Origin of the sequence: Nonomuraea sp. NPDC050022, assembly GCF_044460705.1 — a bacterium.
In the GTDB taxonomy this organism is placed as follows: domain Bacteria; phylum Actinomycetota; class Actinomycetes; order Streptosporangiales; family Streptosporangiaceae; genus Nonomuraea.
The window spans coordinates 91,062-114,429 of sequence record NZ_JBITKE010000010.1; the positions used below are offsets into that span (position 1 = coordinate 91,062).

The following is a 23,368-nucleotide window of genomic DNA, read 5'->3' on the forward strand; positions in this document are numbered from 1 at the left end:
CGGTAGAGACGTGAATGCCGTCAGAGGGGTGAGTAGAGGACGAAGACGTTTCCTGAGGGATCGCGCAGCACGGCCCGCGTCTCATGCGGCCCGTCCTCGGGCTCGCGCACCACTTCGGCGCCGCGCGCCACTAGATCGGGTACGGCCTGCCGAACGCTGTCCACCTTGAACGACGGCGCGGCCGAGGCGGTGACATGCTCGGCGGGGCCGGCCAGCGCCACGGTGACGCCACCGCCGTTCAGCGCGGCGAACCTGTCTCCGTCGCGGAACTTCACCGGCAGCCCGTAGAAGGCGATCGCCTCGTCCAGGTCGGCCACGGGTATGAGCACGTTGCCAACGATCACGCCGGCCTCCAATGCGGTAGGTCGTCCACGAACGTCACCCGCACCGGCATCCCGATGCGGACCTCCTCCGGTGCGCACTCCACGACCTGGCCGAACACGCGCGCGCCTTCGGGCAGGTCGACCCAGGCCAGCACGTACGGCTCGCGGCCCCGGTAGCCGGGCGCGAACGAGCGGTGCACCACGGTGTACGTGTGCACCACGCCCGCGCCGGAGACCGGCTCGAAGACGAGGTCGCCACCGCACCGGGGACAGTCGGCCTCGGGGAGGTGGACCCGCCGATCGCAGGCCGTACAGCGCTGAACGACCAGCTCGCCGCGCCTGCAGGCGGCCCAGTAGGCGGAGGTGTCACAGGTCATCGCTAGCCAAGCTAGCGCACGCTTGGTTGCTCGACAACCCTAGTCGGCGGGTTCCTCGGCGAGCGAGGCCACGGGCTCCTCCGAGGTCAGCGAAGCCGAGTCGGGGGTCACCGAATCAGCGCTCGGCCCGGCGAAGGCCGGTGCGTCGGAGGAGCGAGGCGAGGTGAGGGGCGGCGCGTCGGAGGAGTCCGGCGAGGCGAAGGCCGGGGCGTCGGAGGTGCGCGGGGCGTCGGAGGTACGCCGTGGGTCGGAGGGCAGCGCGAAGGGTGGCTGGGACGGCGTCGGAGTGGCGTGCTCCTGGGTGGTCGAGGGCGAGGGCGAGGGCGAGGGCGAGGGACTGGGCGCCGGGCAGGGCGGCCCGTCCACGGTCACCTCACTGACCTGCGGGCCGTTGGCCGCCGCCGGCTCGGTCGATAACAGGAGGCCGAAGTGCGCCTGCTTGCCGCACCCGACGGAGCCCAGGTCGCGGGCCACGGGGTCGGTGTAGGCGGTCCGGCCGGTCAGCGTGCGGGTCTCCTGATGCACCGTGCGGGCTTGGCCGTCGCCGTCGCGCCGCGTGTACGTGATGCGCAGCCGCACCGGCCCCCGACCGTCGGCGGCCACGCGCACCGCGCCCGCCGAGCCGGTCCACTGGACGATGTCGGCCGACCGCACGGCCGGACTGGGCAGCGCCCGGGAGGGCTGGCGGGACACGGTGGGAGGGGGCGGCGTGGGAGCGGTGGCAGACGGTACGGGAACGGCCGTCGACGTCCTGGCCGTGGGACGGCTGGTCTCCGAGGCCCGGCGGGCCGGGGTCTTGTCATCGACCGGGGTGGGATCCAGCTGCTCGGACGTCTTCGGCTGCGGCATGAGCACGGTGCCCGCCGGGCCGGTGGCCAGGCGCCCGTCCGAGAGCACCACCGCGATCAGCACGGCGACGGCCGTCGCGCCCGCGATCCACAGGTGCGGCGGCAGCTTGGGCACGGTGATCCGCCGCCCGCGGACCGCCCCCAGGGTGGCGGTCGGCGTGTCGGTCTTGGCCAGGGGGAAGCGGAGCGCGAGCAGCGTGGCCAGCTCGCCGAGGTGGCGGCGCCCGCGCTTCTCCCAGTCGGGGCCGTAGCCGGCGACCGCGTCCTCCTCCAGCTCCGCCGCGAACTGCCGGGCCGAGGCGTACCTGACTGCCGGGTCCTTGGCCAGTCCACGCCGGAGCAGGTCGCGCAGCGAGTCGGGGGCGACCTCCAGCGGCACCGGCTCGACCAGGTGTTTGTCCCGCAGCGACGCGACGTCCTCAGCCTTGTACGGCGGGCGCCCCTTGACGGTCTCGAACAGCAGGCACGCCGCCGCGTAGAGGTCGGCGGGCGGCCCAGCGTCCCCTTGCGTCCACAGCTCGGGCGACATGTACGGCGGGCTGCCCGCCGGCACCCCTGGCTCCTCGGCGTGCACCACCACCCCGAAGTCGCTCAGCTTGCTCGTGCCGTCGGCCTGGACCAGTAAGTTCTCCGGTTTGACGTCCCGGTGGGCCACGCCCTTGTCGTGGGAAGCGGCCAGGGCCAGGAGCGTGCTCTTCAGCACCGCCAGCGCCGCCTCCGGGCTGGTCCTGCCGTGCTCGGCCAGGATCGTCCGCAGCGACACCCCGTCGACCAGCTCCATCACCACCGCGGCCCTGGTCGGGGTCTCCACGAACTCGTAGAGCTGGACCACGTTCGGGTCGTCGAGCTCGACGAGTGAGGGGGCGTCCACCCGGAAGCGGTCCATGAACTCGGTGTCCCGGCGCAGGGTCGCGTTCAGGTATTTGATCGCGACGTAGGCTCCGGTGGCCTGGTAGGTGGCGAGGAACACGCGGCCCGTGTGCCCCGCGCCGAGCTGGCGTACTTCTCGGTAACCAGGGACCAAGGCGAACCCCCATAGCGCAGCCGTCTCTCGTTCGACGGTCTCATCTGGGGTTCCGGTTGTCACGACTCCAGATATTTCGCCAGATGTCAGGGGATTATGGCCCCGAGGTCCGGGTGATATGTTCGAAGCCAAGCAAGCGCTCGGCTAAGTGGAGGCTTCGCATGGATCGTACGGCCGTGCTGGTCATGGAGATGCAGCGGGGCGTCGTCGGCGATCTAACGAAATTTCCGGACCTGGTGGTCGCGTGCCAGCAGCGTGGCGTCGTACGCAACGCCGTCTCCGTACTCCAGGCGGCCAGGACGGCCGGCCTCCCGGTGATCCACTGCACCGCGGCCTTCCGCGCCGACCGAGCCGGCTCCCACACCCACAACAGCCCGTTCATCGCCGCCCTGCTCAAGGACCCCGGCCACATGCTGGAGGGCACGCCCGCCGTGGAGGTGCTGCCCGAACTGCTGGCCGACACGGACCTGGAGAGCCGGCGCCACCACGGGTTCTCCCCGTTCACCGGGACCTCGCTCGACATGACGCTGCGCTCGCTGGACGTCGCGCACGTGGTGGCCGTCGGGCTCTCGCTCAACCTGGGCATCCCCGGCCTGGCCCTGGAGGCGGTGAACCTCGGCTACCGGGTCACCGTGGTGACCGACGCCGTCGCGGGCGTACCGGACGGCTACGCGCTGGCCGTACTGAAACACACGATCCCCCTCCTGGCCGCCCGCACCACCGCCGCCGAGCTGGTCGAAGAGTGGAAGGCGGGCGGCGAGCGGTGATGGAGGGGATGCGGCTCGACGGACGCGCGGCCGTCGTGACCGGGGGAGCGGGCGCGATCGGCGCGGCGATCGCCGCGGACCTCGCCGCACTGGGCGCCCGGGTGGTGGTCGCCGACGTGGACCTGCCGGGGGCTGAGAAAGTGGCCGCACGGCTGCGGGGGGCCGAGGAGGTGATCGCGGGGCGGCCGGGAGCCGAGGAGGTGACTGCGGGGCTGCCCGGAGCCGAGGAGATGACTGCGGGGCTGCCCGGAGCCGAGGAAGCGACTGCGGGGCTGCCGGAGGCTACTGCCCTGGCCGTCGACCTCGCCTCGCCCTCCTCCATCGAGCGGTTCTGTGACGCGGCCGGGCCGGTCGACATCCTTGTGCACAACGCCGGGGTGTCGATCGTCGAGCCGTTCACCGCCAGTGACCCGGCGAACTGGGATCTCATGTGGCAGGTCAACCTGCGCGGCCCGATGCTGCTGACCAAGCTGCTGCTGCCGGGCATGATCGAGCGGGGGTGGGGGCGGCTGGTGTTCATCTCGTCGGACGGCGCCAGGGCGGGCTCCGGCGGCGAGGGCGCCTACGCGGCCACCAAGGCCGGGCTGTTCGGCCTGGCCAAGACGCTCGCCCGCGAAGCGGCCAGGGCGCATGTCACCGCCAACGTGGTCTGCCCGGGACCCACCGACACCCCGATGCTCCGGCGCGTCTCGGCGGCCGAGCCCGGGCTGGTCGACAAGATCGTCAGGGCCGTCCCGCTGCGCCGCCTCGGCACGCCCGCCGACGTGGCGGGCCTGGTCGCCTACCTGTGTACGGAACGCGCCGCCTACATCACCGGCCAGACGCTGTCGGTCAGCGGCGGCGTGACGATGCAGTGACGACGCCGACGAACGACATGAACAGCACGACGCGGTGATGACGCGAGTGGGCGACGCAGATGACGACACGATGACGATCCCGATGCGACCGACACGATCACAGGGATCGGTAGACGGCTTCCATGAGGCGGATCGCCCGCTGGTTACCGGAGAAGACGTCGGCCATCTTGTTCATGACATATCCGGCGGCCACGCCGTACTTGGGGTCGGCCAGGCCGATGGACCCGCCCACACCGGTGTGCCCGAACGCGGTCACCGACGGCACGAAGAACGACATGCCGGGCCGCATGAAGCCGAGCCCGAACGCGCTCTCCAGCAGCAGGACCTGGTCGGGCCCCGACGCCCGGGGGCGGATGGCGTCCGTCAGTGTCTCCGGCCGCAGCAGGTCGCCGGCGAGCAGCGAGCGGTAGAACGCCGCCAGGGACCTGGCCGTCGTGACGAGGCCCACGGCGGGCCACCCGGCACGCAGCATCACCGGGTTGTTGGCCCCGCCCTGAAGGTCCTGGATGCGCGGGTTGCCCATGGTGCGGTTCATCAGGCTGTCCGGGTCCTTGGCGGCCATGGCGATCGCGGCGATCGGATCCTTCGGCGGCCCGATGGGCGTGCGAGGCAGGGCGCCGGGGGCGCGGCGGGCCTGGCCGCCCCCGGTCTCGGGCGCAGGCAGGCGCCGGTCGCTCTCGCTGCCGGGCGAGGGCTCCGCCGTCAGCCGGGCGGCTCTGGCGATCACGTCGTCGGGCGCGCCGACCCACAGGTCGAGGCCGAGCGGCCCGGCGATCTCCGCCGCCACCAGCTCACCCACCGACTTGCCCGTCACCCGGCGTACGACCTCGCCCACCAGGAACCCGTACGTCAGAGCGTGATACCCGTGCGCCGACCCGGGCCGCCAGATCGGCCGCTGCCCGGCCAGGCGCGCCGCGATGGCGGGCTGGTCCTCGAACTCCGCCACCGGCACCCGCTCGTCCAGCGCGGGCAGTCCCGCCTGGTGGCTGAGCAGGTGCTCGACGGTGACGCGCTGCTTGGCCCGCACCCCGAACTCCGGCCAGACCTCCGCCACCGGCGCGGTCACGTCCACCAGTCCCCGCTCGGCCAGTTGGAGCAGCACGGTCGCGGCGATCGCCTTGGTGCAGGAGTAGGCGAAGACGGGGGTGTCGGCCTCCCACGGCCGTTCCGTGCGGCGGTCGGCCACGCCGTCCCACAGGTCCACGACCAGTTCGCCGTCGAGGTAGACGGCGAACGCGGCCCCCAGTTCGAGGCCGTCGGCGAAATGGCGTTCGAACACCTCGCGCACGCGGGAGAACCGGGGATCGCAGTGCATCAAGACCTCCGACAGGAAGGGAGCACGTACTTGGCTGCCGAGCCTAACAATTGGGGACGTTTCGGCCCAGAGGATCAACGGGGCACGCTCAATCTGCTCACTGGCAACTTGGTACTGGCCGGATTGGCCACCGCGCGGACCGGCCAGGTTCTCAGCCTGTCCATGCCGATCAGGGGTGCCACCTCCTCGCCCGCGCCCGGCACCGTGCCCCATCTGAAGGGCCGCCCGCTGCCGCAGCACTTCATGTCGGTCGACGGTGGTGACTACGCGGCCGGCGCCCGGCCGGTGGGCGCGGGGCTGCGGATGGCCGATGACGCGCTGATCGTCACCCACCACGGCACGACCACGCACATGGACGCGCTCTGCCACATGTGGTCGGGCGAGGAGCTCTACAACGGCCACCCCGCCGCGCGGGTGCGCTCCTACGGCGCCACCCGGTGCGGCATCGAGCAAGTGGGCGGGGTTGTCGCGCGGGGAGTCCTGTTCGACGTACCCCGCCACCTCGGGCTCGACCACCTGCCCGCCGACTTCCGTATCCCGGCGGAGCTGCTGGCGGAGATCGCCGTGCCGCGCGCGGGTGACGTCGCGGTGATCCGTACCGGCTGGCCCGCCGTGTGGGAGCGCTCGCGCGAGGAGTACTGGTCGGGACAGCCGGGGCTGTCGGCCGAGGCGGGGCGCTGGCTGGCCGAGCGGGACGTCTCGGTGGTGGCCGCCGACAACGCCGCGATCGGCGGCCTGAACGCCCACCAGCTCGCCGACGAGCCGCTCGACGACGACCTCCACCTCATCCTGCTCCACCGCCACGGCATCCACCTGATCGAGCTGCTCTGGCTGGAGGAGCTGAGTGCGGCGGGCCGTACGGAGTTCGTGTTCGTCGCGGCCCCGCTCAGGATCGAGGGCGGGACCGGAAGCCCACTCAACCCACTGGCGATCCTCTGAGCCCGGTCAACCCGATCCTCCGGACCCGATCATCACCACGTGACAGGCAGGGACTCGACGCCATAGACCCCCGAGCGCTCCTTCAGCGGCACATCGGAGGCGGGCACGGCCAGCCGCAGGCCGGGGAAGCGTTCGAAGAGCCTGCGGTAGCCGATCCGCATCTCGATTCTGGCCAGCTGCTGCCCCAGGCACTGGTGCACGCCGTGCCCGAAGCCCAGGTGCCGCCGCGCCTCGGCCCGGTCGAGCCGCAGCTCGCCCGGATCGGCGAACACGCTCGGGTCCCGGTTGATCGCCGGCAGCGACAGCGCGACCGTCTCGCCCTTCCTGACCAACTCGCCAGCCACCTCCACGTCCTCCAGCGCGACCCGGTTCGGCGCGCCCGCGTGCAGGATCGACAGCCAGCGCATCAGCTCCTCGACCGCACTCTCAACCGCGCCCGCGCCCGCGCCCTCACCTCCGCCTTCGACCGAGCCTCCGCCTTCGCTTGCGCTCCCGCCTGTGAGCGCGTTCGTGCTCGCGCCGCTGAACAGGGCCCGCTGCTCCGGGTGCTCCAGTAGCGCGAACACGCCCAGGCCAAGCATGTTCGCGGTGGTCTCGTGGCCGGCGACGAGCAGGATGAGCGCGAAATTCGTCAGCTCCTCGTCGTCGAGGTCGCCGGTCAGGCCGCTGATCAGGTCGTCACCCGGCTCGACGCGCTTGCGTCGTACCAGCTCGCCCAGATAGCCGACCAGCGCCGCCAGCTCCGGCACGCCCTCCTCGTCGATCGCGACCAGCCGCGCGGTCTGCTCCTGGAAGAAGTCGTGGTCCTCGTACGGCACGCCGAGCAGCTCGCAGATGACCAGGGACGGGATCGGCAGCGCGTACGCCCGCACCAGGTCCACGGGCGGCCCCGCCGCGACCATGGCGTCGAGGTGGTCGGCGGTGATCTGCTCGATCCGCGGTTCGAGCAGCCGCATCCTGCGGACCGTGAACTGGCCGGTGAGCAGGCGGCGGTAGCGGGTGTGCACGGGCGGGTCGGTCGTCACGAACCTGCCGGGTGGAGCGGGCTGGTCCTGGCCGAACTGCGAGGTCATGCGTACCGCACTGTGCTTGAGCTCCTGACGGTTGCTGAATCGAGGGTCGCTCAGCACGGCCCGCGCGGCCTCGTAGCCCGTCGCGAGCCAGCCCGCGTGCCCGTCCGGGTAGTCCAGACGCGCCATCGGCGGCAGCTTCGCCAGCTCGGGGGGTGGGTCGAAGGGGCAGCCGGGAGTTCTCTTCATGGGAAGTCGCATATTTTGAGAGTAGACTCCGATTTGAGAGTTGTATAGCGGAATTTGGGATCTTGTGAGTGGACGGCTTCGTGCCGCAACCCCGACAATTGGCGACATGAGCGATCGACCGGCCCAGGGACTGCGCGAGCGGAAGAAGGCCAAGACGCGGGCGCTGATCCAGAAGGAGGCGCTGCGGCTGTTCCGCGAGCAGGGCTACACCGAGACCACGGTCGAGCAGATCGCCGAGGCGGCGGAGGTCGCGCCCAGCACGGTGTTCCGCTATTTCGCCTCGAAGGAGGATCTGGTATTCGTCGACCACTTCCCGGCCTTCGCCGAGGCCCTGAAGGCCGCTCCGGCCGATCTACACCCGATACGCGCGGTCCGCGTCGCCCTGCGGGAGGTGACGGCGGCCCAGACGCCCGAGGAGCTCGCCGAAGGGGTGGAGCGGGAGAAGCTCATGTTCACGGTGCCCGAGCTGTGGGCGGCGAGTCTGACGAACGTCTCCGGGACGCTCAGGTCCATGCAGGAGATCCTGGCCAGGCGGGTGGGGCGGGACATGTCCGATCCGGAGATCCGCAACATCACGGGGGCGATCACCGGCGTGATGTTCGCGGTCTGGTTCGAGTGGGTGAAGGACCCTGAGCTGGACGGGCCCGCCGAGATCGACAAGGCCCTCGCCCATCTGGAGGAGGGCCTGCGCCTGTGAACCGTCCGGTGCGAGCCCTCCCGCGCCTGTGACCCGTCAGGTGCGAGCCCTCCCGCGCCGGTGAACCGTCCAGGCGCGGGCCCTCCTACGCCGGTGAAGCGTCAGGCGCCCGGATAGTTGCCGCCGCCGTGGGCGGCGTCCAAAGCGTCGTAGTCCGGGGTGAAGCCGCGCTTGGGGATCGCGTCGACGAACGCCACCTCGCGCGGCTTCTTGTAGGAGGCGAGTGCGCTCTTGACGTGCTCGATGAGGTCGCCGGCCGTGGCCGTCGCACCCTCCTTGAGCGCCACCACCGCCTTGACCGCCTGGTGCCAGGTCGCGTCGGGCACGCCGATCACGGCGGCGTCGGCGACGGCCGGGTGGGCTTTGAGCGCGCGTTCGACCTCGGCCGGGTAGACGTTCTCGGCGCCGGACTTGATCATGCGCAGCCGGGGGCCGATGAAGGTGATCGTGCCGTCGGGCTCGCGACGTCCGAGGTCGCCGGTGTGATGCCAGCCGTACGCCGACTTTGCCGCATTTAAGTCGGGGCGGGCGAAATATCCGGAAAAGAGGGTCTTGCCGCGGGCGCAGATCTCGCCCACCTCGCCCGCCGGCAGCTCGGCCCCGTCGGGGGCCAGGATGCGGACCTGGACCAGCGGCGACGGCCGACCGGCGAAACCGGCGGCGCCCGGCGCCAGGCCCAGGAAGGTGAGCATGCCGCCGACCTCCGTCTGCCCGTACCCGCCCATCTTGGACCGGCACCAGGGAGAGTCGTCCACAGTGATCATCGCGTCCCATTCCGCGGAGTGCGAGACGAACCTCAGGGACGACAGGTCGTACTTGCCGCCGGTGTTCGCCTTCGTCACGGCGTCGATCATCGGGCCGAACAGGAACGCCTGCGTGACCCGCTCGGCGTCGATCAGGCGGCACACCTCCTCGGCGTCGAAGGCGGGGGTGAAGACGTTCGTGCCGCCGATCTGGAGGGTGGCCAGGCAGAACATCATCGTGCCGACATGGAAGAGCGGCCCATTGTTGAGGAAGGTGAAGCCGGGCTCCATCTGGCGCACCACGAGCAGGGACGCGCCGTGGGCCAGCAGGGCCGCGCTGCTGAGGAGCGCCGCGTTGGGACGGCCGTCGAAGGCGGCGGTATAGAGCGCCAGCACCGGCTCGGCGTCCTCGACGGGCGGGAAGTCCCTGGCGGTGCCGCTCTCGACCAGCCGCTCGTAGCCGGCCCCGGCCTCCACCCAGAGCGCCGTGCCCTCGGTCGGGGTTGCGGTGGCGTCGGGCTGGGCGGTGCCCTCGGTCAGGGCCATGGTGGCGTCGGACGGCTCCCGTACGATCACCCGCGGCGTCAGGTCCTCGACCACGAAGCGCAGCTCGTCCGCCGACTGCCGCCAGTTGGCCGGGCAGAAGATCGCCCCCAGCCGTGAGCAGGCCAGCAGCAGCTCCAGCACCGCGTGCGAGTTCTGGCCGAGCCAGAGCACGCGTTCGCCGGCCGTCACGCCCGCCCCGGCGAGGGCGTCGGCGAGGCGGCCGACCCGCTCGTCCAGCTCGGGGTAGGTGAGCCGCACCTCCCCGTCCACCACCGCCGTCACCTGGGGGCGGCTGCGCGCGTGCTCGGCGAGTACGTCGGACAGCGACAAGCTGTGGATCATCGCAGCTCCTGGGAACGTCAGTGGAACGCGGGCATGACCTCGGCGGCGAAGAACCGCATGACCTTCTTCATCTCCTCCAGCGGCATCGGCCGGGTGCTGCCGAAGTCGCACAGAAGGTTGGCGAACCCGGCGTCGCGCAGCAGCGAGATCTGGTCGATGACCCGCGCCGGGTCGCCGATCACCTCCAGCTGCTCCCAGCGGAAGTCGGCCGATACGGAGCCGCCCTTGAGGTAGCGGTCCTGGTAGTACTCGAAGCCCTGCGCGGCCTTGCCCGTCTTCGGGTCGATCGGCGCGCTGCGCTCGTTGAAGATCCGCGACCGGTCGAAGGACGCCTCGAACCTGGCCTGGTCCTCGCGGGCCTGTTCGACCGTCGGCGCCACGTAGACGCTGCGCGCCACCACCAGCTCGCTCCCGTTCGCGTGCCCCGCCTGGGCGGCCGTCTCCTGCCAGGTCTCGGCCGCCCTGACGACCTTGCGGAACGTCGCCGCCGGGTCGGCCAGGATGGGCAGCCCGCGCTCGCCGTACATGGTGACGGTCTCGGGGGAGACGGCGGCCACGTGGATCGGCGGGTGCGGCGCCTGGAGGGGACGCGGCGTCAGCGAGACCTCGGCGCCGGTCTTGTAGAACTTGCCCTCGTGCTGGAACGTCTCCTGGGTCCACAGGCCCAGGATCACCTCCAGCGCCTCGTTGAACCGGTCACGGGCCTCGGCCAGGTCGATCCCGAAGCCCTCGAATTCGAAGCTCTGGTAGCCGCGCCCTATCCCGAGATCCAGCCGGCCGCCCGAGAGCACGTCCACCAGCGCGGCCTCCTCGGCCACGTGGATCGGGTTGTGCAGGGGCAGCACCACGATGCCCGTGCCCAGGCGGATATGCGAGGTGCGGGCGGCCGCGTGGGCGAGCATGGTGAACAGGTTCGGCGCGACGCCGTAGTCGCGGAAGTGGTGCTCGGCCAGCCGTACCCCGTCGAACCCCAGTTCCTCGGCCAGCTCGATGAGCTCCAGGTGGTAGTCGTAGACGTCCTTGAAGCTCTGCCCGTCGAACCGGTGGAAGAGGTGGAAGGTCGAGAACTTCATGCGGCGGCCCCTCAGTGGTAAACCAAGCGCTCGCTTGGGAGAGTACCACGGGCCCCGTTTCCTAGGCGAGGGCGGTGAGCAGCCCCATCGTCAGGGCGGTGCGCTCGGGAATGTGCTCGATCAGCACGTGCTCGTGCCGCGCGTGCGCACCGGCGCCGACCGCGCCCATGCCGTCGAGCACCGGGCGGCCCAGCGCGGAGACGAAGTTGCCGTCACTGGCCCCGCCGACCGCCGCATCCTTCAGCTCCCAGCCGAACCCGGCCGCGACCGCCCGCGCCTCCTTGAACAGCCGGCGCGACGGCGGGTTGGGCGTCATGGGCGGCCGGTTCCAGTCGCCGGTGACCGTAACCGTCACGCGCGGGTCGGAGGCGCGCAGGCCGGCGAACACCTCGTTCATGCGCTCCATCTCCGGCGCCTGCGCGACCCGGACGTCGATGCCGCAGGTGGCGCGGCCCGCCGCGACGTTGCACCCGGTGCCGCCGCTGATCAGCCCGACGTTCAGGGTGGTCCCGAGCTCCCGCGCGTCGGATCCGGCGAGGTGGCTGACGAGCTCGGCGATGGCGTGGATGGCGCTCGCGCCCGAGTCGGGGTCGAGCCCGGCGTGCGCCTCGACGCCCTTGACCGCCACCTCGAACTTCCCGACGCCCTTGCGGGCCGTCTTGAGCAGGCCGTCCAGCGACGCCTCGAAGACCAGGCTGGCCAGCGCGTCCGCACTGGCGGCCTCGATGTGCCGCCGGGAGAACAGGCTGCCGATCTCCTCGTCACCGTTGAACAGGTAGGTCAGGCTCGGGTGCGGCAGACCGAGCTCGCGCAGGCCCCTGAGCGCCCAGACCGACTGCACGAGCCCGGTCTTCATGTCGAACACGCCCGGCCCGGTGATCCTTCCGTCCGACATGGTGAACGGCCAATCCGCGAGCGTCCCCGTCGGCCAGACGGTGTCGTAGTGGGCGAGCATGAGCACGGTGCCGGGGGCGGTGCCCCGATAGGTCAGCTCCAGGACGTCGCCGTACTGGCCACCGTCGCGCACGACCGCCTGGTCCGGCACGCCGAGCCGCTCCTCCACCAGGGCGCGGACGGTGCTCAGCCCTCGGGTGAGCATGGCCTTGTCGTAGCTGTGGGTCTCCAGCTCGACGACCGTCCTGAGGTCGTCGAGCATCGCGGGCAGGACTTGGCTGGTCCAGCGGGTGATGGGCACATGAATCCCTTTTCCAGGACACATGACCCTGACACGAGACGCGAATGTGACAGTTCCCACGCCTTTGGTGCCAAGCCTGTGGCACCTTGTGCGGTTTCCTTACGCGGCAGGAGACGCGGCGGCCGAGGCCTCGCGCAGCGGCAGCCGTACCTCGAACCATGTGTCGCCGGGCGTAGACCGTGCCTTGAGCTCGCCGCCGTGCCGACCGGCCACGATCCGGTAGGAGATGTCCAGCCCGAGACCGGTGCCCTGGCCGACGCTCTTCGTGGTGAAGAACGGCTCGAAGATCCGGTCCTTGATCGCGTCCGGTACGCCGGGGCCGGTGTCGCCGATCTCGATGATCGCCTCGTCCTCGTCGTGCGCGGTACGGATGGTCAGCGTGCCCTCCTCGCCCATGGCGTCGAGCGCGTTGTGGATGAGGTTCGTCCACACCTGGTTGAGCTCGCCGGCGTAGGCCGGGATCGCCGGCAGTGTCCGGTCGTAGTCGGTGACCACGCTGATGCCGGGCGGGATCTTGCCGCGGAAGATGGCGATCGTACTGTCGAGCAGGTCGTGCACGTCGCAGACCTGGAACGGCGCGCGGTCCATCTGGGAGTACTGCTTGGCCGAGGCGAGCAGCGAGGTGATCCGCTCGGTCGCCTCGGTCACCTCGCCGAGCATCTGCGAGATCTCGACCGCCTCGGCCAGCCAGTGCACCGCGGCGCCCGCGTGCTCCTGGCCCACCTTCTTGTGCACCTTCTCCAGGTGCGCGCGGCTGAATCCGGCGTTGACCAGCGCCGGGGCCAGCTCCCACGCGTCCTCCACGCCGAGCTCCTCCAGCGCCTCGCCCAGGTCGTCCTCCGCGTCGGAGATCTCCATCGGCGAGCGCGGCGGCAGGTTGCCGACGGCGGCGGTGCACTGCTCCTGCATGTCGATCAGGGCCCGCAGCCGCTCCGGCGGTATGCCGTCCTCGGCGAGCTGGGCCAGCTGCACGCGGGAGGTCCTGATGAGCGTGCGCAGCTCGCTCACCGCCCGTACGGCCGCCGCCGCCGGGTTGTTCAGCTCGTGGGTGAGCCCGGCGGTGATCGTGCCGAGCGCGGTCAGCCGCTGGCGCCGGTCGATGACCTCCCGCTGCATGCGACCGCCCGACATCATGCCGTCGAGCAGGTGCATCGCCATCGGGAACCACTCGGCCACGATGTGCGCGAACTTCCTGGCCGGCAGCAGGAACATCCGGGAGGGCGCCGTGGCCCGCAGGCTGTGCTGGTAGCGCTCCGGGGCCCGGGCGCCGAGATAGGCGCTGGTGGCCCCGCCGTAGACACCCGGCTGGGAGCTGCGTGGCATGGCGACGGTCCCGGCCGTGACGGTCTCCTGGATCATCTGGATCTCGCCCTCGACGAGCACGGCGAAGCACTCCGCCGGGTCGCCCTGCTGGATGATGATCTCGTCCTGGGCGTAGTTGCGCATCTGCCCGCTGAGGGCCAGCTTGGTGAGCTGGTGGTCCGTCAGGCGCTCGAACAGGAAGAGCTTGCGGAGTTCGTCGATGTCGATCGTCATTGCTTCTCCAGGTAACGATGCACGAGCGCGACTGCCATCGCGCCTTCACCGACGGCGGAGGCCACCCGCTTGATCGACTCGGCCCGCACGTCACCCGCCGCGAGCACTCCCGGCACGTTGGTCTCCAGGAAGTAAGGCTCGCGCCTGAGCGTCCAGTTGCGTGGCCGCTTGCCGCCCTGCACCAGGTCCGGCCCGGTCAGCACGAACCCCTTGTCGTCGCGTTCGACCGTGTCGCCCAGCCAGGAGGTGAAGGGCTCGGCGCCGATGAACGCGAACAGCCACTGCGTCTCGGCCACCCACTCCTCGCCCTTCGTCGAGAGCGTGAGGCGCTCCAGGTGCCCGTCACCGGCGGCGCTGGTGATCTGCGTCTGGAAGTGCACCTCGATGTTCGGGAGCGCGTTGATCTGCTCGATGAGGTAGTGCGACATGGACTTCTCCAAACCGTCACCTCTCACCAACAAATGAACCTTGCTCGCAAATCCCGCCAGGTAGACCGCCGCCTGACCGGCCGAGTTGGCCGCGCCGACGATGTAGACCTCGCTGTCCTTGCAGGAGGGCGCCTCGGTCAGCGCCGCGCCGTAGAAGACGCCCCGGCCGACGAAGTCGTCCAGGCCGGGTGCCTCCAGGCGGCGATAGGTGACGCCGGTCGCCAGGATCACCGCGTGCGCGGCGATCTCGCCGCCCTCCTTGAACCCGACCACCCTGGCCTGGCCGCGCGGCTCCAGATGGCTGACCTTCTGCGCGCTCAGCAGCTCGGCCCCGAACTTCAGCGCCTGCCTGCGCGCCCGGTCGGTCAGCTGCTGGCCGGAGACGCCGTCGGGGAAGCCCAGGTAGTTCTCGATCCTGGAGCTCTGACCCGCCTGTCCGCCGGAGGCGTGCGCCTCGATGAGCACGGTGTTGAGCCCCTCGGAGGCGCCGTAGACCGCCGCGCCCAGCCCGGCCGGGCCGCCGCCGATCACGATCAGGTCGTAGAAGTCGGTCGCCGGCGTGGTCGACAGGCCCACGGCCGAGGCGAGCGACGCCTGGTCGGGCGACTGCATCGACACGCCGTCGGCGGTGACCACCAGCGGCAGCCGGCAGTCCGCGCCGACCGCCGCGACGAGCTCCGCGCCCTCCGGGTCCTCGGCCAGCAGCCACTGGTACGGCACGTGGCTGCGGGCCAGGAACTCCCGCACCTTGTACGACGGCGCCGACCACCGGTCGCCCACCACGCGCAGCTCGGCCACCTCGATGCGCTCGGTACGGTGCCAGGCGTCCAGCTGGCCGTCGATCACCGGATAGAACTTCTCCTCCGGCGGATCCCACGGCTTGAGCAGATAGTGGTCGAGGTCGACCACGTTGATCGCCTGGATCGCGGCGTCGGTGTCCGCGTAGGCGGTCAGCAGCACCCGGCGGGCATATGGATACATGTCCATCGCCGCCTCAAGGAACTGCACCCCGTTCATCTGCGGCATCCGGTAGTCCGCCAAGATCGCGGCCACGTCGTCGCCGCGCAGCCGCATCTCCTTCACCGCCTCCATGCCCTGGTCGGCGGCCTCCGCCCGGACGATCCTGTACTGCTGGCCGTAGCGGCGCCTCAGGTCGCGAGCGACCGCCCGCGATACGCCTGGGTCGTCGTCCACCGTCACGATGACCGGCTTGTCCATGGCCCTACCTTCCCCACTTATGTCCCTTAAGGAAGGATGTCATGTTCTGCCAAGTCAGTGAGCGCTCACTACTAAGATGCGCCCATGAACACGCGCGATCGCATCATCGATGCCGCTGAGCAGGCCATTCACGAATTCGGCATGGCTGGGGCGACCACGAAACGCATCGCGTCGCAGGCGGGCTGCTCCGAGGCGCTGCTCTACAAGCACTTTCCGGGCAAGGAGGCGCTGATCCTGGCGGTTCTGCTCGAACGGCTGCCCGCGCTCGCCCCGGCGCTGGCCACGCTGCGCGAGCGCGTCGGGCAGGGCGACCTGGCGACCCACCTCACCGAGTTCGCGCTGGCGGCCCTCGACTTCTACGGCCGGGCAGCCGCTATTAGCTCAGGGATGATGTCCGATCCGTCGCTGCTGGCCGGGTTCAGGCGCATGCTCGCCACGACGGGCACCGGCCCGCACATGCCGATCGAGGTCCTCGCCGAGATCCTGCGGGCCGAGCAGGAGCTCGGCAGGCTGGACGGCGCGATCGACGCCCGGGCCGCCGCCTCGCTGCTGATGGGCGCCTGCTTCCACCGCGCCCACCTGGCCTTCTTCGCCGACCCGCGGCAGCCGGCCGACGCGTGGGCCACCGCGATCGTCGCGACCCTGATCAGGCGATGACGCGGCTCTCCCCGCCGTCGACCAGCATCGAGACCCCGTTCACGAACGAGGCTCGCTCGCTGGCCAGGAACGCCACCACGTCCCCCACCTCCTCGGGACGCCCGACGCGCCCCACCGGCACGCCGCCGCCCCGCGCGGCCAGGCCCTCGTCGCCGCCCGCCAGCTCACGCAGCCGCTCGGTGTCGATCGGGCCGGGCAGCACGTTGTTGACCAGCACCCCGTCGCCGCCGACCTCGCGGGCCAGCGTGCGTACGATCCCGGCCACGGCGGAGCGGGTCGCGTTCGACAGGGCCAGGCCGTCGATCGCCTGGCGCACCGACCCGCTGGTGATCGTGATGATGCGGCCCCAGCCGCGGGCGCGCATCTCCGGCAGCACGGCGTACATCAGGCGTACCGTGCCGAGCAGGTTGCGCTGCACCGCGACGTCCCAGTCGCCCAGGCCGGCGTCGACGAACCGGCCCGGGGGCGGTCCGCCCGCGTTGGCCACCAGGATGTCCACGGGGCCGAGCACGTCACGCGTCTCGGCGACCACCCGCACCGCGGCGTCGTGGTCCTCCACGTCCGCGAGCACGGCGTGCACCACGCCGCCGAACTCCTGCAGCTCGACCACCGCGTCGGCCAGTCGTTCCGGATTGCGCGCGCTGACGCAGACGGCACAGCCCTCTCGCGCCAGGCTCTTGGCCGCCGCGAGACCGATGCCCGCGCTGCCTCCGGTGACCAACGCGACCTTGCCCTTGATGCCCAGATCCATGAAGGTGACTATAGGTCGTCAACCGGTCCGTACCCGTGAGAGCTTGTCCGGGTTGAGCAGACCGTACAGGCTGTGGATGCGGCCGTCGCGGATCTCGATCGCGACGAGCTGCTCGTTGCCCGCGACGCTGGTCAGGACGGCGGGATGGCCGTTGACCTCGACCAGCTCGGTGCGGCCGAAGTCGTAGCGCGACACCAGCCCGCCGACGAACGCCGCCACCTTCTCGCGGCCCAGGATCGGGCGGAGCGCGGCGCGGACCTTGCCGCCGCCGTCGTTCCAGGCCACGACGTCCTCGTGCAGCAGGTCCGTGAGCGCGCCCAGGTCGCCGCCCGACGCCGCCGCCACGAACTTCAGCAGCAGCTCGGCATGCTGCTCCGAGGTCGGCTGGAAGCGGTCACGGCCCTGCGCCAGGCGCGCCGAGGCCCGGTGGTGCAGCTGGCGGGCGTTGGCGAGCGAGCAGCCGACGATCTCGGCAATTTGGTCGTACGGCAGCTCGAACGCCTCCCGCAGCACGAACACGGCCCGCTCGGGCGGCGACAGGCGCTCCATGAGGTGCAGCGTGGCGTACGAGACGGTGTCGCGCAGCTCGGCCGTGTCGAGCGGCCCGGCCTCGGCCGTCGCGACCGGCTCGGGCAGCCAGGGGCCGACATAGCTCTCGCGCCTGACCCTGGCCGAGCGGAGCTGGTCGAGCGCCAGCCTGGACACCACGGTCACCAGGAACGCGCGGGGCTCCCTGATCTCGGCGTGATCCGTGGCCTGCCAGCGCAGCCACGCCTCCTGCACCACGTCTTCGGCGTCCCACATGCTGCCGAGCAGGCGATAGGCCAGCCCGAGCAGCATGGGGCGGTAGTCCTCGAAATCCACGACGGCATCATGCCGGGACGTCGAAGAAGGACGGGCGCCGGGGCCGCCAGTCGAGCGCGAGCCGGGCGCGGCTGTTGTCGGCGCCGCGCAGCCTGGTCATGTACGCGACGCCGAAGGGGCCGACGGCCAGCCGGGCCAGGAACGCGGGCACCCGCTTGGGGGCCGGAGCGCCCAGCGAGGCGGCGTAGGCGGGCAGCCAGTCGCCCATCCTGACCGGTTCGTCGTCCACCACGTTGAGCGCGCCGGTGACGTTCCGGTCGAGCGCGGCGATGATGGCGGTGGCCGCGTCGTGCGCGCCGGTGAACGACAGCACCGATCCGCCGTCGCCGACGATCGGCATCTTGCCCGCCCTGACCGCCTCGGTGGTGGACCCGTCCTCGTCGTACGCCGAGCCGGGGCCGGTGAGGTGGCCGAACCGGAGCACCAGCCCACCGGCGTCGGCGGTCTGCCGCTCCAGCTCACGCAGCGCCTGGATCACGGGCGCGAACGATTTGGGCGGATCCCGCCACAGCGGCGCGTCCTCGTCGGCCAACCCAGGGGCCGGGTCGTAGGCGTAGGCGAGGCCCTGGGCGATGAACCTGGCGTTCGGGGCCGCGTCGAGGAGGTTGCGGGTGCCTTCGACGCGCAGCCGGTTCGTCAGCTCGAACTGCTTGCCGATGCGCCTCGGGTCGATCGTCCTGGGGATGGCGGTCAGCAGGTGCACGACCGCGTCGGGGGCGGCCTGCCGGACGAACCGGCGGGTCGCGTCGCGGTCGAGCGCGTCGGCGTTCTTCGACCGGGACAGCTCGATCACCTCGTGGCCCACGGCTTCGAGCAGCGGGACGAGGCGGCGCCCGATGACGCCCGTGGCCCCGGCGACGAGAACTCTCATGATCACTCCAAAGGTCGGTGTATCTCGTCATCAGGACGGGACAGCCTCTGGCGATGTGACAGTCCGCGGGTAGAAATGCCGCGACAAGCATGATGAGGTTGGGACGTGGCGAGAAATCTGATTCTTTCGGGAGGCCTGTTCCATGACTTCGAGGCCACGTCGACGGCGCTCGCCGAAGTACTCGCCGGGGTGGGAATCGAATCCGACATCACCGAGGACATCGCGGGCGCGCTGAGCGAGCCGTCGGAGGTCCAGCTCATCACCGTCAACGCGCTGCGCTGGCAGATGGGCCTCGACCGCTTCGCCGACCTGCGTGACGAGTGGCGCTTCGAACTGCCCGCCGAGGCCCGCACCACGCTGCTCGACCACCTCGATCGGGGTGGCGGCCTGCTGTGCATGCACTCGGCGTCCATCTGTTTCGACGACTGGCAGGGGTGGCCGCGCGTGCTGGGCGGTTGCTGGGCCTGGCCCAAGTCCCACCACCCGCCGCTGGGCTGGACCGGGGTCCGCGTGCACGGCGGCCACGAGATCGTCGAGGGGCTGCGCGACTTCGACCTGGTGGACGAGGTCTACAGCGACCTCGACGTGCTGCCGGACGTGCAGCCGCTCGCATCGTCAGCCAGTGGGCAGCCCCTGGTGTGGGCGCGGCCGGTGCGGCGGGGGCGGGTCGTGTACGACGCGCTGGGGCACGACGTCAGGTCCTACGAGAACGAGATCCACCGCACACTGCTGCAACGGGCCGCTCTGTGGCTGCTGAAACGCCCGGTGGCCGTGACCGACTGAGAAGCGCTTACGCGCCGGCCACGAAGCAGCGGATGGCCTTGGCCAGTTCGTCCGGGACGTCCTCGGCCAGGTGGTGGCCGCTGTCCAGGGCGTGCCCGCGCACGTCGGACGCCCACTCGCGCCAGACCGCCAGCGGGTCGCCGTACAGATCCTCCATGTCATCCCTTGTCGCCCAGAGGAAGAGCATCGGGCACGCGACGCGCCGTCCGGCGGCCCGGTCCGCGTCGTCGGCCGCCCGGTCCACCCCCAGTCCTGCCCGGTAGTCCTCGCACATCGCGTGTACGACCTCGGGGTCGTGGATCGCCCGGCGGAAGTCCTCGTACGCCTCCGCGCCCATCTGCTCGGGCCCCGCGCGGTACCAGGCGTCGGGATCGGCGTTGATCACGCGTTCCGCCGGTTTGGCGGTCTGGCCGAGGAAGAACCAGTGCCACCACCTGGCGGCGAAGCCGGCGTCGCATCGGGCGAGGGCCGCACCGATGGGCACACTGTCGAGCACGACCAGATGCGTGACCGCGTCGGCATGGTCGAACGCCAGTCGGTGGGCCACGTACGCCCCGCGGTCGTGACCGACGACGGCGAATCGCTCGTGGCCGAGCGAGCGCATCAGCGCGACCATGTCCCCGGCCATCGCGCGCTTGGAGTACGGCTCGTGATCGGCGGTCGTCGGCGGTTTGGACGAGCGCCCGTACCCCCTGAGATCGGGGCAGACCACGGTGCGGTCGGGGGCGAGCAGCGGGGCCACCCGGTGCCAGGTGGCGTGGGTGCGCGGGTGGCCGTGCAGCAGCAGGACGGGCGGGCCGGAGCCGCCGTGGCGGACGAACAGCTCGGCCTGGCCCACGTCGATCCGGTCGGTCACGAAGTCATCGAACATTCGCCCGCGCCTACCCCGGCTGATCACTTCCATCCACGCGCCCGCTCAGGTCTTCTGGAACGCTCAGGTCTTCCGGAACGCTCAGGTCTTCTGGAACGCTCAGGTCTTCCGGAAGATCGTCGCGCCCGCTCGGGCTTTCCCGGACGCCGCCGACCCGGCGCGCCGACTCCGACTCGTGGGCCAGGCGGCGCAGGGCGTCGAAGGCCCTCCCGTACAGGACCGTGCCCAGCACCAGCGCCTCGACGGCGGCCTCGCGCGGCCCGTCGAACGGCACCGTGTCCATCTCCACCTCGGCCACGAGTCGCTGAGCCGTCTGGGCATAGACCGTCAGGTCGCTCGACAGGCCCAGCTGGCTCAACCTGACGACGGTATGGGTCAGCTCGTCCCGCGCGGGAGCGGTGGCGGCGACGTCCCAGCCCAGCTCCTCGATGAGCAGATCGACCTGGCCGCGCGCCGCGTCCCACTCCGCACCGGGCTCCGGCTCGATGGTGGGGCCCAGGGCATACTGGGCGGTGCCGAGCATGCGATGCACCGAGAGCGACTCGTCGTCCACCGCCTCGATGACCTGCTTGATGGCCGCGACGGGCAGCCGGCCCACTTCGAGCAGCGCCCTGATCAGGCGGAGTCTGCGCAGGTGGGAGTCGTCGTAGTCGGCTCTGGTGGCCGCCAGTTGCCGACCCTGGTGCAGCAGGCCCTCGCGGAGGTAGTACTTGATCGTCGCGATCGCCACACCGGACTCGACACTCAGCTCCGAAACGCGCATCGCTAGATAATAGCGCTATCCAGAGCGTGCGAGATGCCGGGCGGCGTGCACGAGATCGTCCACGTCGGCCTGCCGGTTCCAGAGGAACACCACCTCAAGGGGCGGAATCTCCTCGGCGACGGGGATGAAGGTGAGGCGTTCCGGCACCGGCAGGCCGCCGCGTACGCAGAGCGTGTAGCCGGCGCCCGACTCGACCATGGCGACGGCCGCGTCATGGGTGGGCGCCCCGGGGCCGAGCCGGGGATGCAGGCCGAGCCGGACGAACCCTTCGAGGAACCGGCGCGCACCCGCCACCGCGTCGGACTCCGGCATGACGAGCGGCTCCGTCGCCAGATCGGCGAGCCGCAGCCGCTCGACCGAGGCCAGCCGGTGATCGCGGGGGAGCAGGGCGAGCACCTGGGCCCGCTGGACGAGCATCCGGGCCACGCCCCTGGGCAGCGAGCCGGGGGCGTAGCCGAGCCCGGCCTGAAGGGTTCCGTCCATGAGGGAGATGATCTGCTCGGCCGTGCACATGGGCGCGACCCGCAGCCGCGACTCCTGAACCTGCGACAGGAGCCGGGCCACCACATCCCCCAGCCCGTCGGCGACCCCCAAGCGAACCGTCTGCCCCTTGCCCCGAGCGGCGGCCACGGCGCGTTCGAAGGCGTCGACCGCCACCGTGGCCTGGGCAAGGAACACCTCACCCGCCTCGGTGAGCCGCACCCCGCTGGACGAGCGGGTGAACAGCTCGACGCCGATCTCCTTCTCCAGCGCCCTGAGCTGCTCGGAAAGGGTGGGCTGGGCGATGTGGAGCACGGTGGACGCACGGCGCAGGCTGCCCGCACGGGCGATGGTGATCGCGTAGCGTACGTGGCGTAGATCCATCGCTCACCTCGAGGTGATGGGGATGGGCTATCGTCGCACCTCCGTATTACAGAACGGACTAGCTGCTGTGAAGGGGTTCAGTCACCGCGGGGTGACTGTTTCCGCGGCCAGTCGGTGAGCGCCCCTCGCGGTCGTCCGTGGGAGACATGCCGAGCAAGCGCTTGTGCGGAAACCGCCGCCGCGTTAGCGTGACGGGCGAGCACCACATGCGTCACCCGCCGGGGTGGATCGCGCCCCGCCCCGGCGAGTGACCCGACGCCCGTCAGCCGGGCAGCCGTCAGCGAGGCAGCCTTTAGCGAGGCAGCCTTCAGTGAGGCAGCCTTCAGTGAGGCAGGAGGTGGGCATGCAGCCCTTCGCCGGCCGGGCGGCCGTGGCCGGTGTCGGCATGACCGCGCTGACGCGCGAGTCCGGCCGCACCGAGCTGGACCTGGCGGTCGAGGCCTGCCGTACGGCGTGCGCCGACGCGGGCATCGCGCCCACGGAGGTGGACGCGGTCCTGAGCTACCACATGAACGACTCGGCCCCCGTCACCCAGGTCGCCCGCGCGCTGCGCATCGACCGGCTGGGCTGGCACAACGACATAGCCGGAGGCGGCACCCAGGCCGCCTCGATCCTGGGCGACGCAGCCATGCTCATACACGCCGGTTTAGCACGAAATATCCTGATCTATCGGGCGCTTAACGGGCGTTCCGGCAAGCGCATGAACACCGTCTCCACCGGCCCCCAGGAGCGGTTCACCTACGGCATGGCCGGCCCGATTCCGCTCTTCGCCCTGGCCGCGACCCGCTACCTGCACGACACCGGCCTCGGCCCGGAACACCTGCACGCCGTCGTCGCCCAGTCCAGGGACAACGCCAAGACCAACCCCCGCGCTCTGCGCCGGGAGCCGCTGTCGTTCGAGGAGTACCTGGCCAGACCGTACGTCTGCACTCCGCTCCGTACCGTCGACTGCTGCCAGGAGACCGACGGCGCGTGCGCGCTGCTGGTCAGCGGCGTGCTCGGTGGCCCGCGCATTCAGGCCGTGGTACGCGGCGGCGGCCCCGGCTGCTCCGCGATGGACCGCGCGCCGGACGTGAGCGCCGTCTTCTCCGAGTACGTGGCCCCCATGCTGTGGGAGGCGTCGGGCATGCGGCCGTCGGACGTGGAGGCGGCACTGCCGTACGACGCCTACTCCTGGCTGGTCCCGCGGCAACTGGCGGACTTCGGCCTGGTCCCTCGCGCGGACCTGGGCCCGTACCTGCTGGAGCGCCGCCACGCCTGGATCAACCCGCACGGCGGCCTGCTGTCGGAGGGCTATGTGCACGGCCTGAACAACGTGGCCCAGGCGGTCCGGGAAGTGCGCGGCGGCCGTGAAGTGGCGCTGGCGACGGGCTTCGGCGGCAGCTACGGAAGCGCGGCGCTCCTGGTGGGGTAGAAGGGTGCCCAGGCTATCAAGGACCGGCCGTCAGGTTAGAGGG

Annotated in this window: 23 protein-coding genes; 7 read left to right on the plus strand and 16 right to left on the minus strand. The window is 71.1% G+C overall.

The window, feature by feature from the left end; translation table 11 throughout:
• Positions 1-20: 20 nt before the first annotated feature.
• From ACIBO2_RS38350 to ACIBO2_RS38360, 3 genes are read right to left on the minus strand one after another with little or no spacing between them, the layout of a single operon-like run.
• Positions 21-344, minus strand: a complete 324-nt coding sequence (locus ACIBO2_RS38350; protein ID WP_225299260.1) for a VOC family protein — start codon at positions 342-344, stop codon at positions 21-23.
• Positions 341-700 carry a Zn-ribbon domain-containing OB-fold protein gene (locus ACIBO2_RS38355; RefSeq protein WP_225299262.1) on the minus strand — a complete coding sequence of 120 codons (360 nt, stop codon included), beginning with the start codon at positions 698-700 and terminating at the stop codon, positions 341-343. Before ACIBO2_RS38355 ends, ACIBO2_RS38350 begins: the two co-directional genes overlap by 4 nt.
• A 39-nt stretch (positions 701-739) precedes the next feature.
• A complete protein-coding gene (locus ACIBO2_RS38360) occupies positions 740-2,572 on the minus strand; it encodes a protein kinase (RefSeq protein WP_358535013.1) in 1,833 nt (610 codons plus the stop codon).
• 161 nt (positions 2,573-2,733) lie between these two features.
• Between ACIBO2_RS38360 and ACIBO2_RS38365 the strand changes: the two genes are divergently transcribed.
• A complete protein-coding gene (locus ACIBO2_RS38365) occupies positions 2,734-3,339 on the plus strand; it encodes an isochorismatase family cysteine hydrolase (RefSeq protein ID WP_358535015.1) in 606 nt (201 codons plus the stop codon).
• Positions 3,339-4,196 (plus strand): SDR family NAD(P)-dependent oxidoreductase, encoded by an 858-nt coding sequence (locus ACIBO2_RS38370; RefSeq protein WP_358536121.1) that lies wholly within the window; start codon positions 3,339-3,341, stop codon positions 4,194-4,196. The genes ACIBO2_RS38365 and ACIBO2_RS38370 overlap by 1 nt, the downstream gene beginning before the upstream one ends.
• Before the next feature lie 97 nt (positions 4,197-4,293).
• Here the strand turns inward: ACIBO2_RS38370 and ACIBO2_RS38375 are convergent, their stop codons facing one another.
• The gene (locus tag ACIBO2_RS38375) at positions 4,294-5,511 is read right to left on the minus strand and encodes a serine hydrolase domain-containing protein (protein WP_358535017.1); all 1,218 of its coding nucleotides are present in this window, start codon (positions 5,509-5,511) and stop codon (positions 4,294-4,296) included.
• A gap of 30 nt (positions 5,512-5,541) precedes the next feature.
• On the opposite strand from ACIBO2_RS38375, the gene ACIBO2_RS38380 reads away from it, so the two are divergent.
• The gene (locus tag ACIBO2_RS38380; RefSeq protein WP_358535019.1) at positions 5,542-6,450 is read left to right on the plus strand and encodes a cyclase family protein; all 909 of its coding nucleotides are present in this window, start codon (positions 5,542-5,544) and stop codon (positions 6,448-6,450) included.
• A gap of 32 nt (positions 6,451-6,482) precedes the next feature.
• Here the strand turns inward: ACIBO2_RS38380 and ACIBO2_RS38385 are convergent, their stop codons facing one another.
• The gene (locus ACIBO2_RS38385) at positions 6,483-7,709 is read right to left on the minus strand and encodes a cytochrome P450 (protein WP_397303395.1); all 1,227 of its coding nucleotides are present in this window, start codon (positions 7,707-7,709) and stop codon (positions 6,483-6,485) included.
• Positions 7,710-7,815: 106 nt separating this feature from the next.
• On the opposite strand from ACIBO2_RS38385, the gene ACIBO2_RS38390 reads away from it, so the two are divergent.
• On the plus strand, positions 7,816-8,406 hold the full coding sequence (locus ACIBO2_RS38390) for a TetR family transcriptional regulator (protein WP_358535023.1): 591 nt from the start codon (positions 7,816-7,818) through the stop codon (positions 8,404-8,406).
• A 101-nt stretch (positions 8,407-8,507) separates the two neighbouring features.
• Here the strand turns inward: ACIBO2_RS38390 and ACIBO2_RS38395 are convergent, their stop codons facing one another.
• The 5 genes from ACIBO2_RS38395 to ACIBO2_RS38415 all read right to left on the minus strand — a co-directional run bounded on the left by ACIBO2_RS38395 (position 8,508) and on the right by ACIBO2_RS38415 (position 15,487).
• On the minus strand, positions 8,508-10,037 hold the full coding sequence (locus ACIBO2_RS38395) for an AMP-binding protein (protein WP_397303399.1): 1,530 nt from the start codon (positions 10,035-10,037) through the stop codon (positions 8,508-8,510).
• 17 nt (positions 10,038-10,054) lie between these two features.
• Positions 10,055-11,110, minus strand: a complete 1,056-nt coding sequence (locus ACIBO2_RS38400; RefSeq protein ID WP_358535027.1) for an LLM class flavin-dependent oxidoreductase — start codon at positions 11,108-11,110, stop codon at positions 10,055-10,057.
• A 61-nt stretch (positions 11,111-11,171) separates the two neighbouring features.
• Positions 11,172-12,305, minus strand: a complete 1,134-nt coding sequence (locus ACIBO2_RS38405) for a M20 family metallopeptidase (protein ID WP_358535031.1) — start codon at positions 12,303-12,305, stop codon at positions 11,172-11,174.
• A gap of 99 nt (positions 12,306-12,404) precedes the next feature.
• Positions 12,405-13,841 carry an ATP-binding protein gene (locus ACIBO2_RS38410; protein WP_358535033.1) on the minus strand — a complete coding sequence of 479 codons (1,437 nt, stop codon included), beginning with the start codon at positions 13,839-13,841 and terminating at the stop codon, positions 12,405-12,407.
• The gene (locus tag ACIBO2_RS38415; RefSeq protein WP_358535035.1) at positions 13,838-15,487 is read right to left on the minus strand and encodes an FAD-dependent oxidoreductase; all 1,650 of its coding nucleotides are present in this window, start codon (positions 15,485-15,487) and stop codon (positions 13,838-13,840) included. The genes ACIBO2_RS38410 and ACIBO2_RS38415 overlap by 4 nt, the downstream gene beginning before the upstream one ends.
• Positions 15,488-15,571: 84 nt before the next feature.
• Here ACIBO2_RS38415 and ACIBO2_RS38420 point away from each other — a divergent pair, with 84 nt between their 5' ends.
• Positions 15,572-16,144 carry a TetR/AcrR family transcriptional regulator gene (locus ACIBO2_RS38420; RefSeq protein WP_358535038.1) on the plus strand — a complete coding sequence of 191 codons (573 nt, stop codon included), beginning with the start codon at positions 15,572-15,574 and terminating at the stop codon, positions 16,142-16,144.
• Here ACIBO2_RS38420 and ACIBO2_RS38425 read toward each other — a convergent pair.
• Genes ACIBO2_RS38425 through ACIBO2_RS38435 form a run of 3 tightly spaced genes read right to left on the minus strand, consistent with a single transcriptional unit; the run spans position 16,134 to position 18,630 of the window.
• A complete protein-coding gene (locus ACIBO2_RS38425; protein ID WP_358535040.1) occupies positions 16,134-16,895 on the minus strand; it encodes an SDR family oxidoreductase in 762 nt (253 codons plus the stop codon). The two genes, ACIBO2_RS38420 and ACIBO2_RS38425, sit on opposite strands and share 11 nt — an antisense overlap.
• A gap of 18 nt (positions 16,896-16,913) precedes the next feature.
• Positions 16,914-17,759, minus strand: a complete 846-nt coding sequence (locus ACIBO2_RS38430; protein ID WP_358535042.1) for an RNA polymerase sigma-70 factor — start codon at positions 17,757-17,759, stop codon at positions 16,914-16,916.
• Positions 17,760-17,766: 7 nt separating this feature from the next.
• Entirely contained in the window at positions 17,767-18,630 is an 864-nt protein-coding gene (locus ACIBO2_RS38435; protein WP_358535045.1) for an NAD(P)-dependent oxidoreductase, read from the minus strand.
• Positions 18,631-18,735: 105 nt separating this feature from the next.
• On the opposite strand from ACIBO2_RS38435, the gene ACIBO2_RS38440 reads away from it, so the two are divergent.
• Positions 18,736-19,413 carry a ThuA domain-containing protein gene (locus ACIBO2_RS38440; protein WP_358535048.1) on the plus strand — a complete coding sequence of 226 codons (678 nt, stop codon included), beginning with the start codon at positions 18,736-18,738 and terminating at the stop codon, positions 19,411-19,413.
• Positions 19,414-19,420: 7 nt separating this feature from the next.
• Here the strand turns inward: ACIBO2_RS38440 and ACIBO2_RS38445 are convergent, their stop codons facing one another.
• Genes ACIBO2_RS38445 through ACIBO2_RS38455 form a run of 3 tightly spaced genes read right to left on the minus strand, consistent with a single transcriptional unit; the run spans position 19,421 to position 21,911 of the window.
• Entirely contained in the window at positions 19,421-20,284 is an 864-nt protein-coding gene (locus ACIBO2_RS38445; protein WP_358535050.1) for an alpha/beta hydrolase, read from the minus strand.
• Between the two features lie 10 nt (positions 20,285-20,294).
• Positions 20,295-21,047 carry a MerR family transcriptional regulator gene (locus ACIBO2_RS38450; RefSeq protein WP_358535052.1) on the minus strand — a complete coding sequence of 251 codons (753 nt, stop codon included), beginning with the start codon at positions 21,045-21,047 and terminating at the stop codon, positions 20,295-20,297.
• Between the two features lie 15 nt (positions 21,048-21,062).
• Complete coding sequence (locus ACIBO2_RS38455) at positions 21,063-21,911, minus strand: LysR family transcriptional regulator (protein ID WP_357946632.1); 849 nt, start codon at positions 21,909-21,911, stop codon at positions 21,063-21,065.
• Positions 21,912-22,248: 337 nt separating this feature from the next.
• Between ACIBO2_RS38455 and ACIBO2_RS38460 the strand changes: the two genes are divergently transcribed.
• Positions 22,249-23,325, plus strand: coding sequence for an acetyl-CoA acetyltransferase (locus ACIBO2_RS38460; RefSeq protein WP_397303808.1), 1,077 nt, complete (start codon positions 22,249-22,251; stop codon positions 23,323-23,325).
• Positions 23,326-23,368 lie beyond the last annotated feature (43 nt).

Bases quoted from the DNA above. Each gene is read 5' to 3' on its own strand.
- ACIBO2_RS38355 (WP_225299262.1), bottom strand. From the start codon at position 700: ATGACCTGTGACACCTCCGCCTACTGGGCCGCCTGCAGGCGCGGCGAG.
- ACIBO2_RS38365 (WP_358535015.1), top strand. From the start codon at position 2,734: ATGGATCGTACGGCCGTGCTGGTCATGGAGATGCAGCGGGGCGTCGTC.
- ACIBO2_RS38370 (WP_358536121.1), top strand. From the start codon at position 3,339: ATGGAGGGGATGCGGCTCGACGGACGCGCGGCCGTCGTGACCGGGGGA.
- ACIBO2_RS38375 (WP_358535017.1), bottom strand. From the start codon at position 5,511: ATGCACTGCGATCCCCGGTTCTCCCGCGTGCGCGAGGTGTTCGAACGC.
- ACIBO2_RS38385 (WP_397303395.1), bottom strand. From the start codon at position 7,709: ATGAAGAGAACTCCCGGCTGCCCCTTCGACCCACCCCCCGAGCTGGCG.
- ACIBO2_RS38390 (WP_358535023.1), top strand. From the start codon at position 7,816: ATGAGCGATCGACCGGCCCAGGGACTGCGCGAGCGGAAGAAGGCCAAG.
- ACIBO2_RS38395 (WP_397303399.1), bottom strand. From the start codon at position 10,037: ATGATCCACAGCTTGTCGCTGTCCGACGTACTCGCCGAGCACGCGCGC.
- ACIBO2_RS38400 (WP_358535027.1), bottom strand. From the start codon at position 11,110: ATGAAGTTCTCGACCTTCCACCTCTTCCACCGGTTCGACGGGCAGAGC.
- ACIBO2_RS38410 (WP_358535033.1), bottom strand. From the start codon at position 13,841: ATGACGATCGACATCGACGAACTCCGCAAGCTCTTCCTGTTCGAGCGC.
- ACIBO2_RS38415 (WP_358535035.1), bottom strand. From the start codon at position 15,487: ATGGACAAGCCGGTCATCGTGACGGTGGACGACGACCCAGGCGTATCG.
- ACIBO2_RS38420 (WP_358535038.1), top strand. From the start codon at position 15,572: ATGAACACGCGCGATCGCATCATCGATGCCGCTGAGCAGGCCATTCAC.
- ACIBO2_RS38425 (WP_358535040.1), bottom strand. From the start codon at position 16,895: ATGGATCTGGGCATCAAGGGCAAGGTCGCGTTGGTCACCGGAGGCAGC.
- ACIBO2_RS38435 (WP_358535045.1), bottom strand. From the start codon at position 18,630: ATGAGAGTTCTCGTCGCCGGGGCCACGGGCGTCATCGGGCGCCGCCTC.
- ACIBO2_RS38445 (WP_358535050.1), bottom strand. From the start codon at position 20,284: ATGTTCGATGACTTCGTGACCGACCGGATCGACGTGGGCCAGGCCGAG.
- ACIBO2_RS38450 (WP_358535052.1), bottom strand. From the start codon at position 21,047: ATGCGCGTTTCGGAGCTGAGTGTCGAGTCCGGTGTGGCGATCGCGACG.
- ACIBO2_RS38455 (WP_357946632.1), bottom strand. From the start codon at position 21,911: ATGGATCTACGCCACGTACGCTACGCGATCACCATCGCCCGTGCGGGC.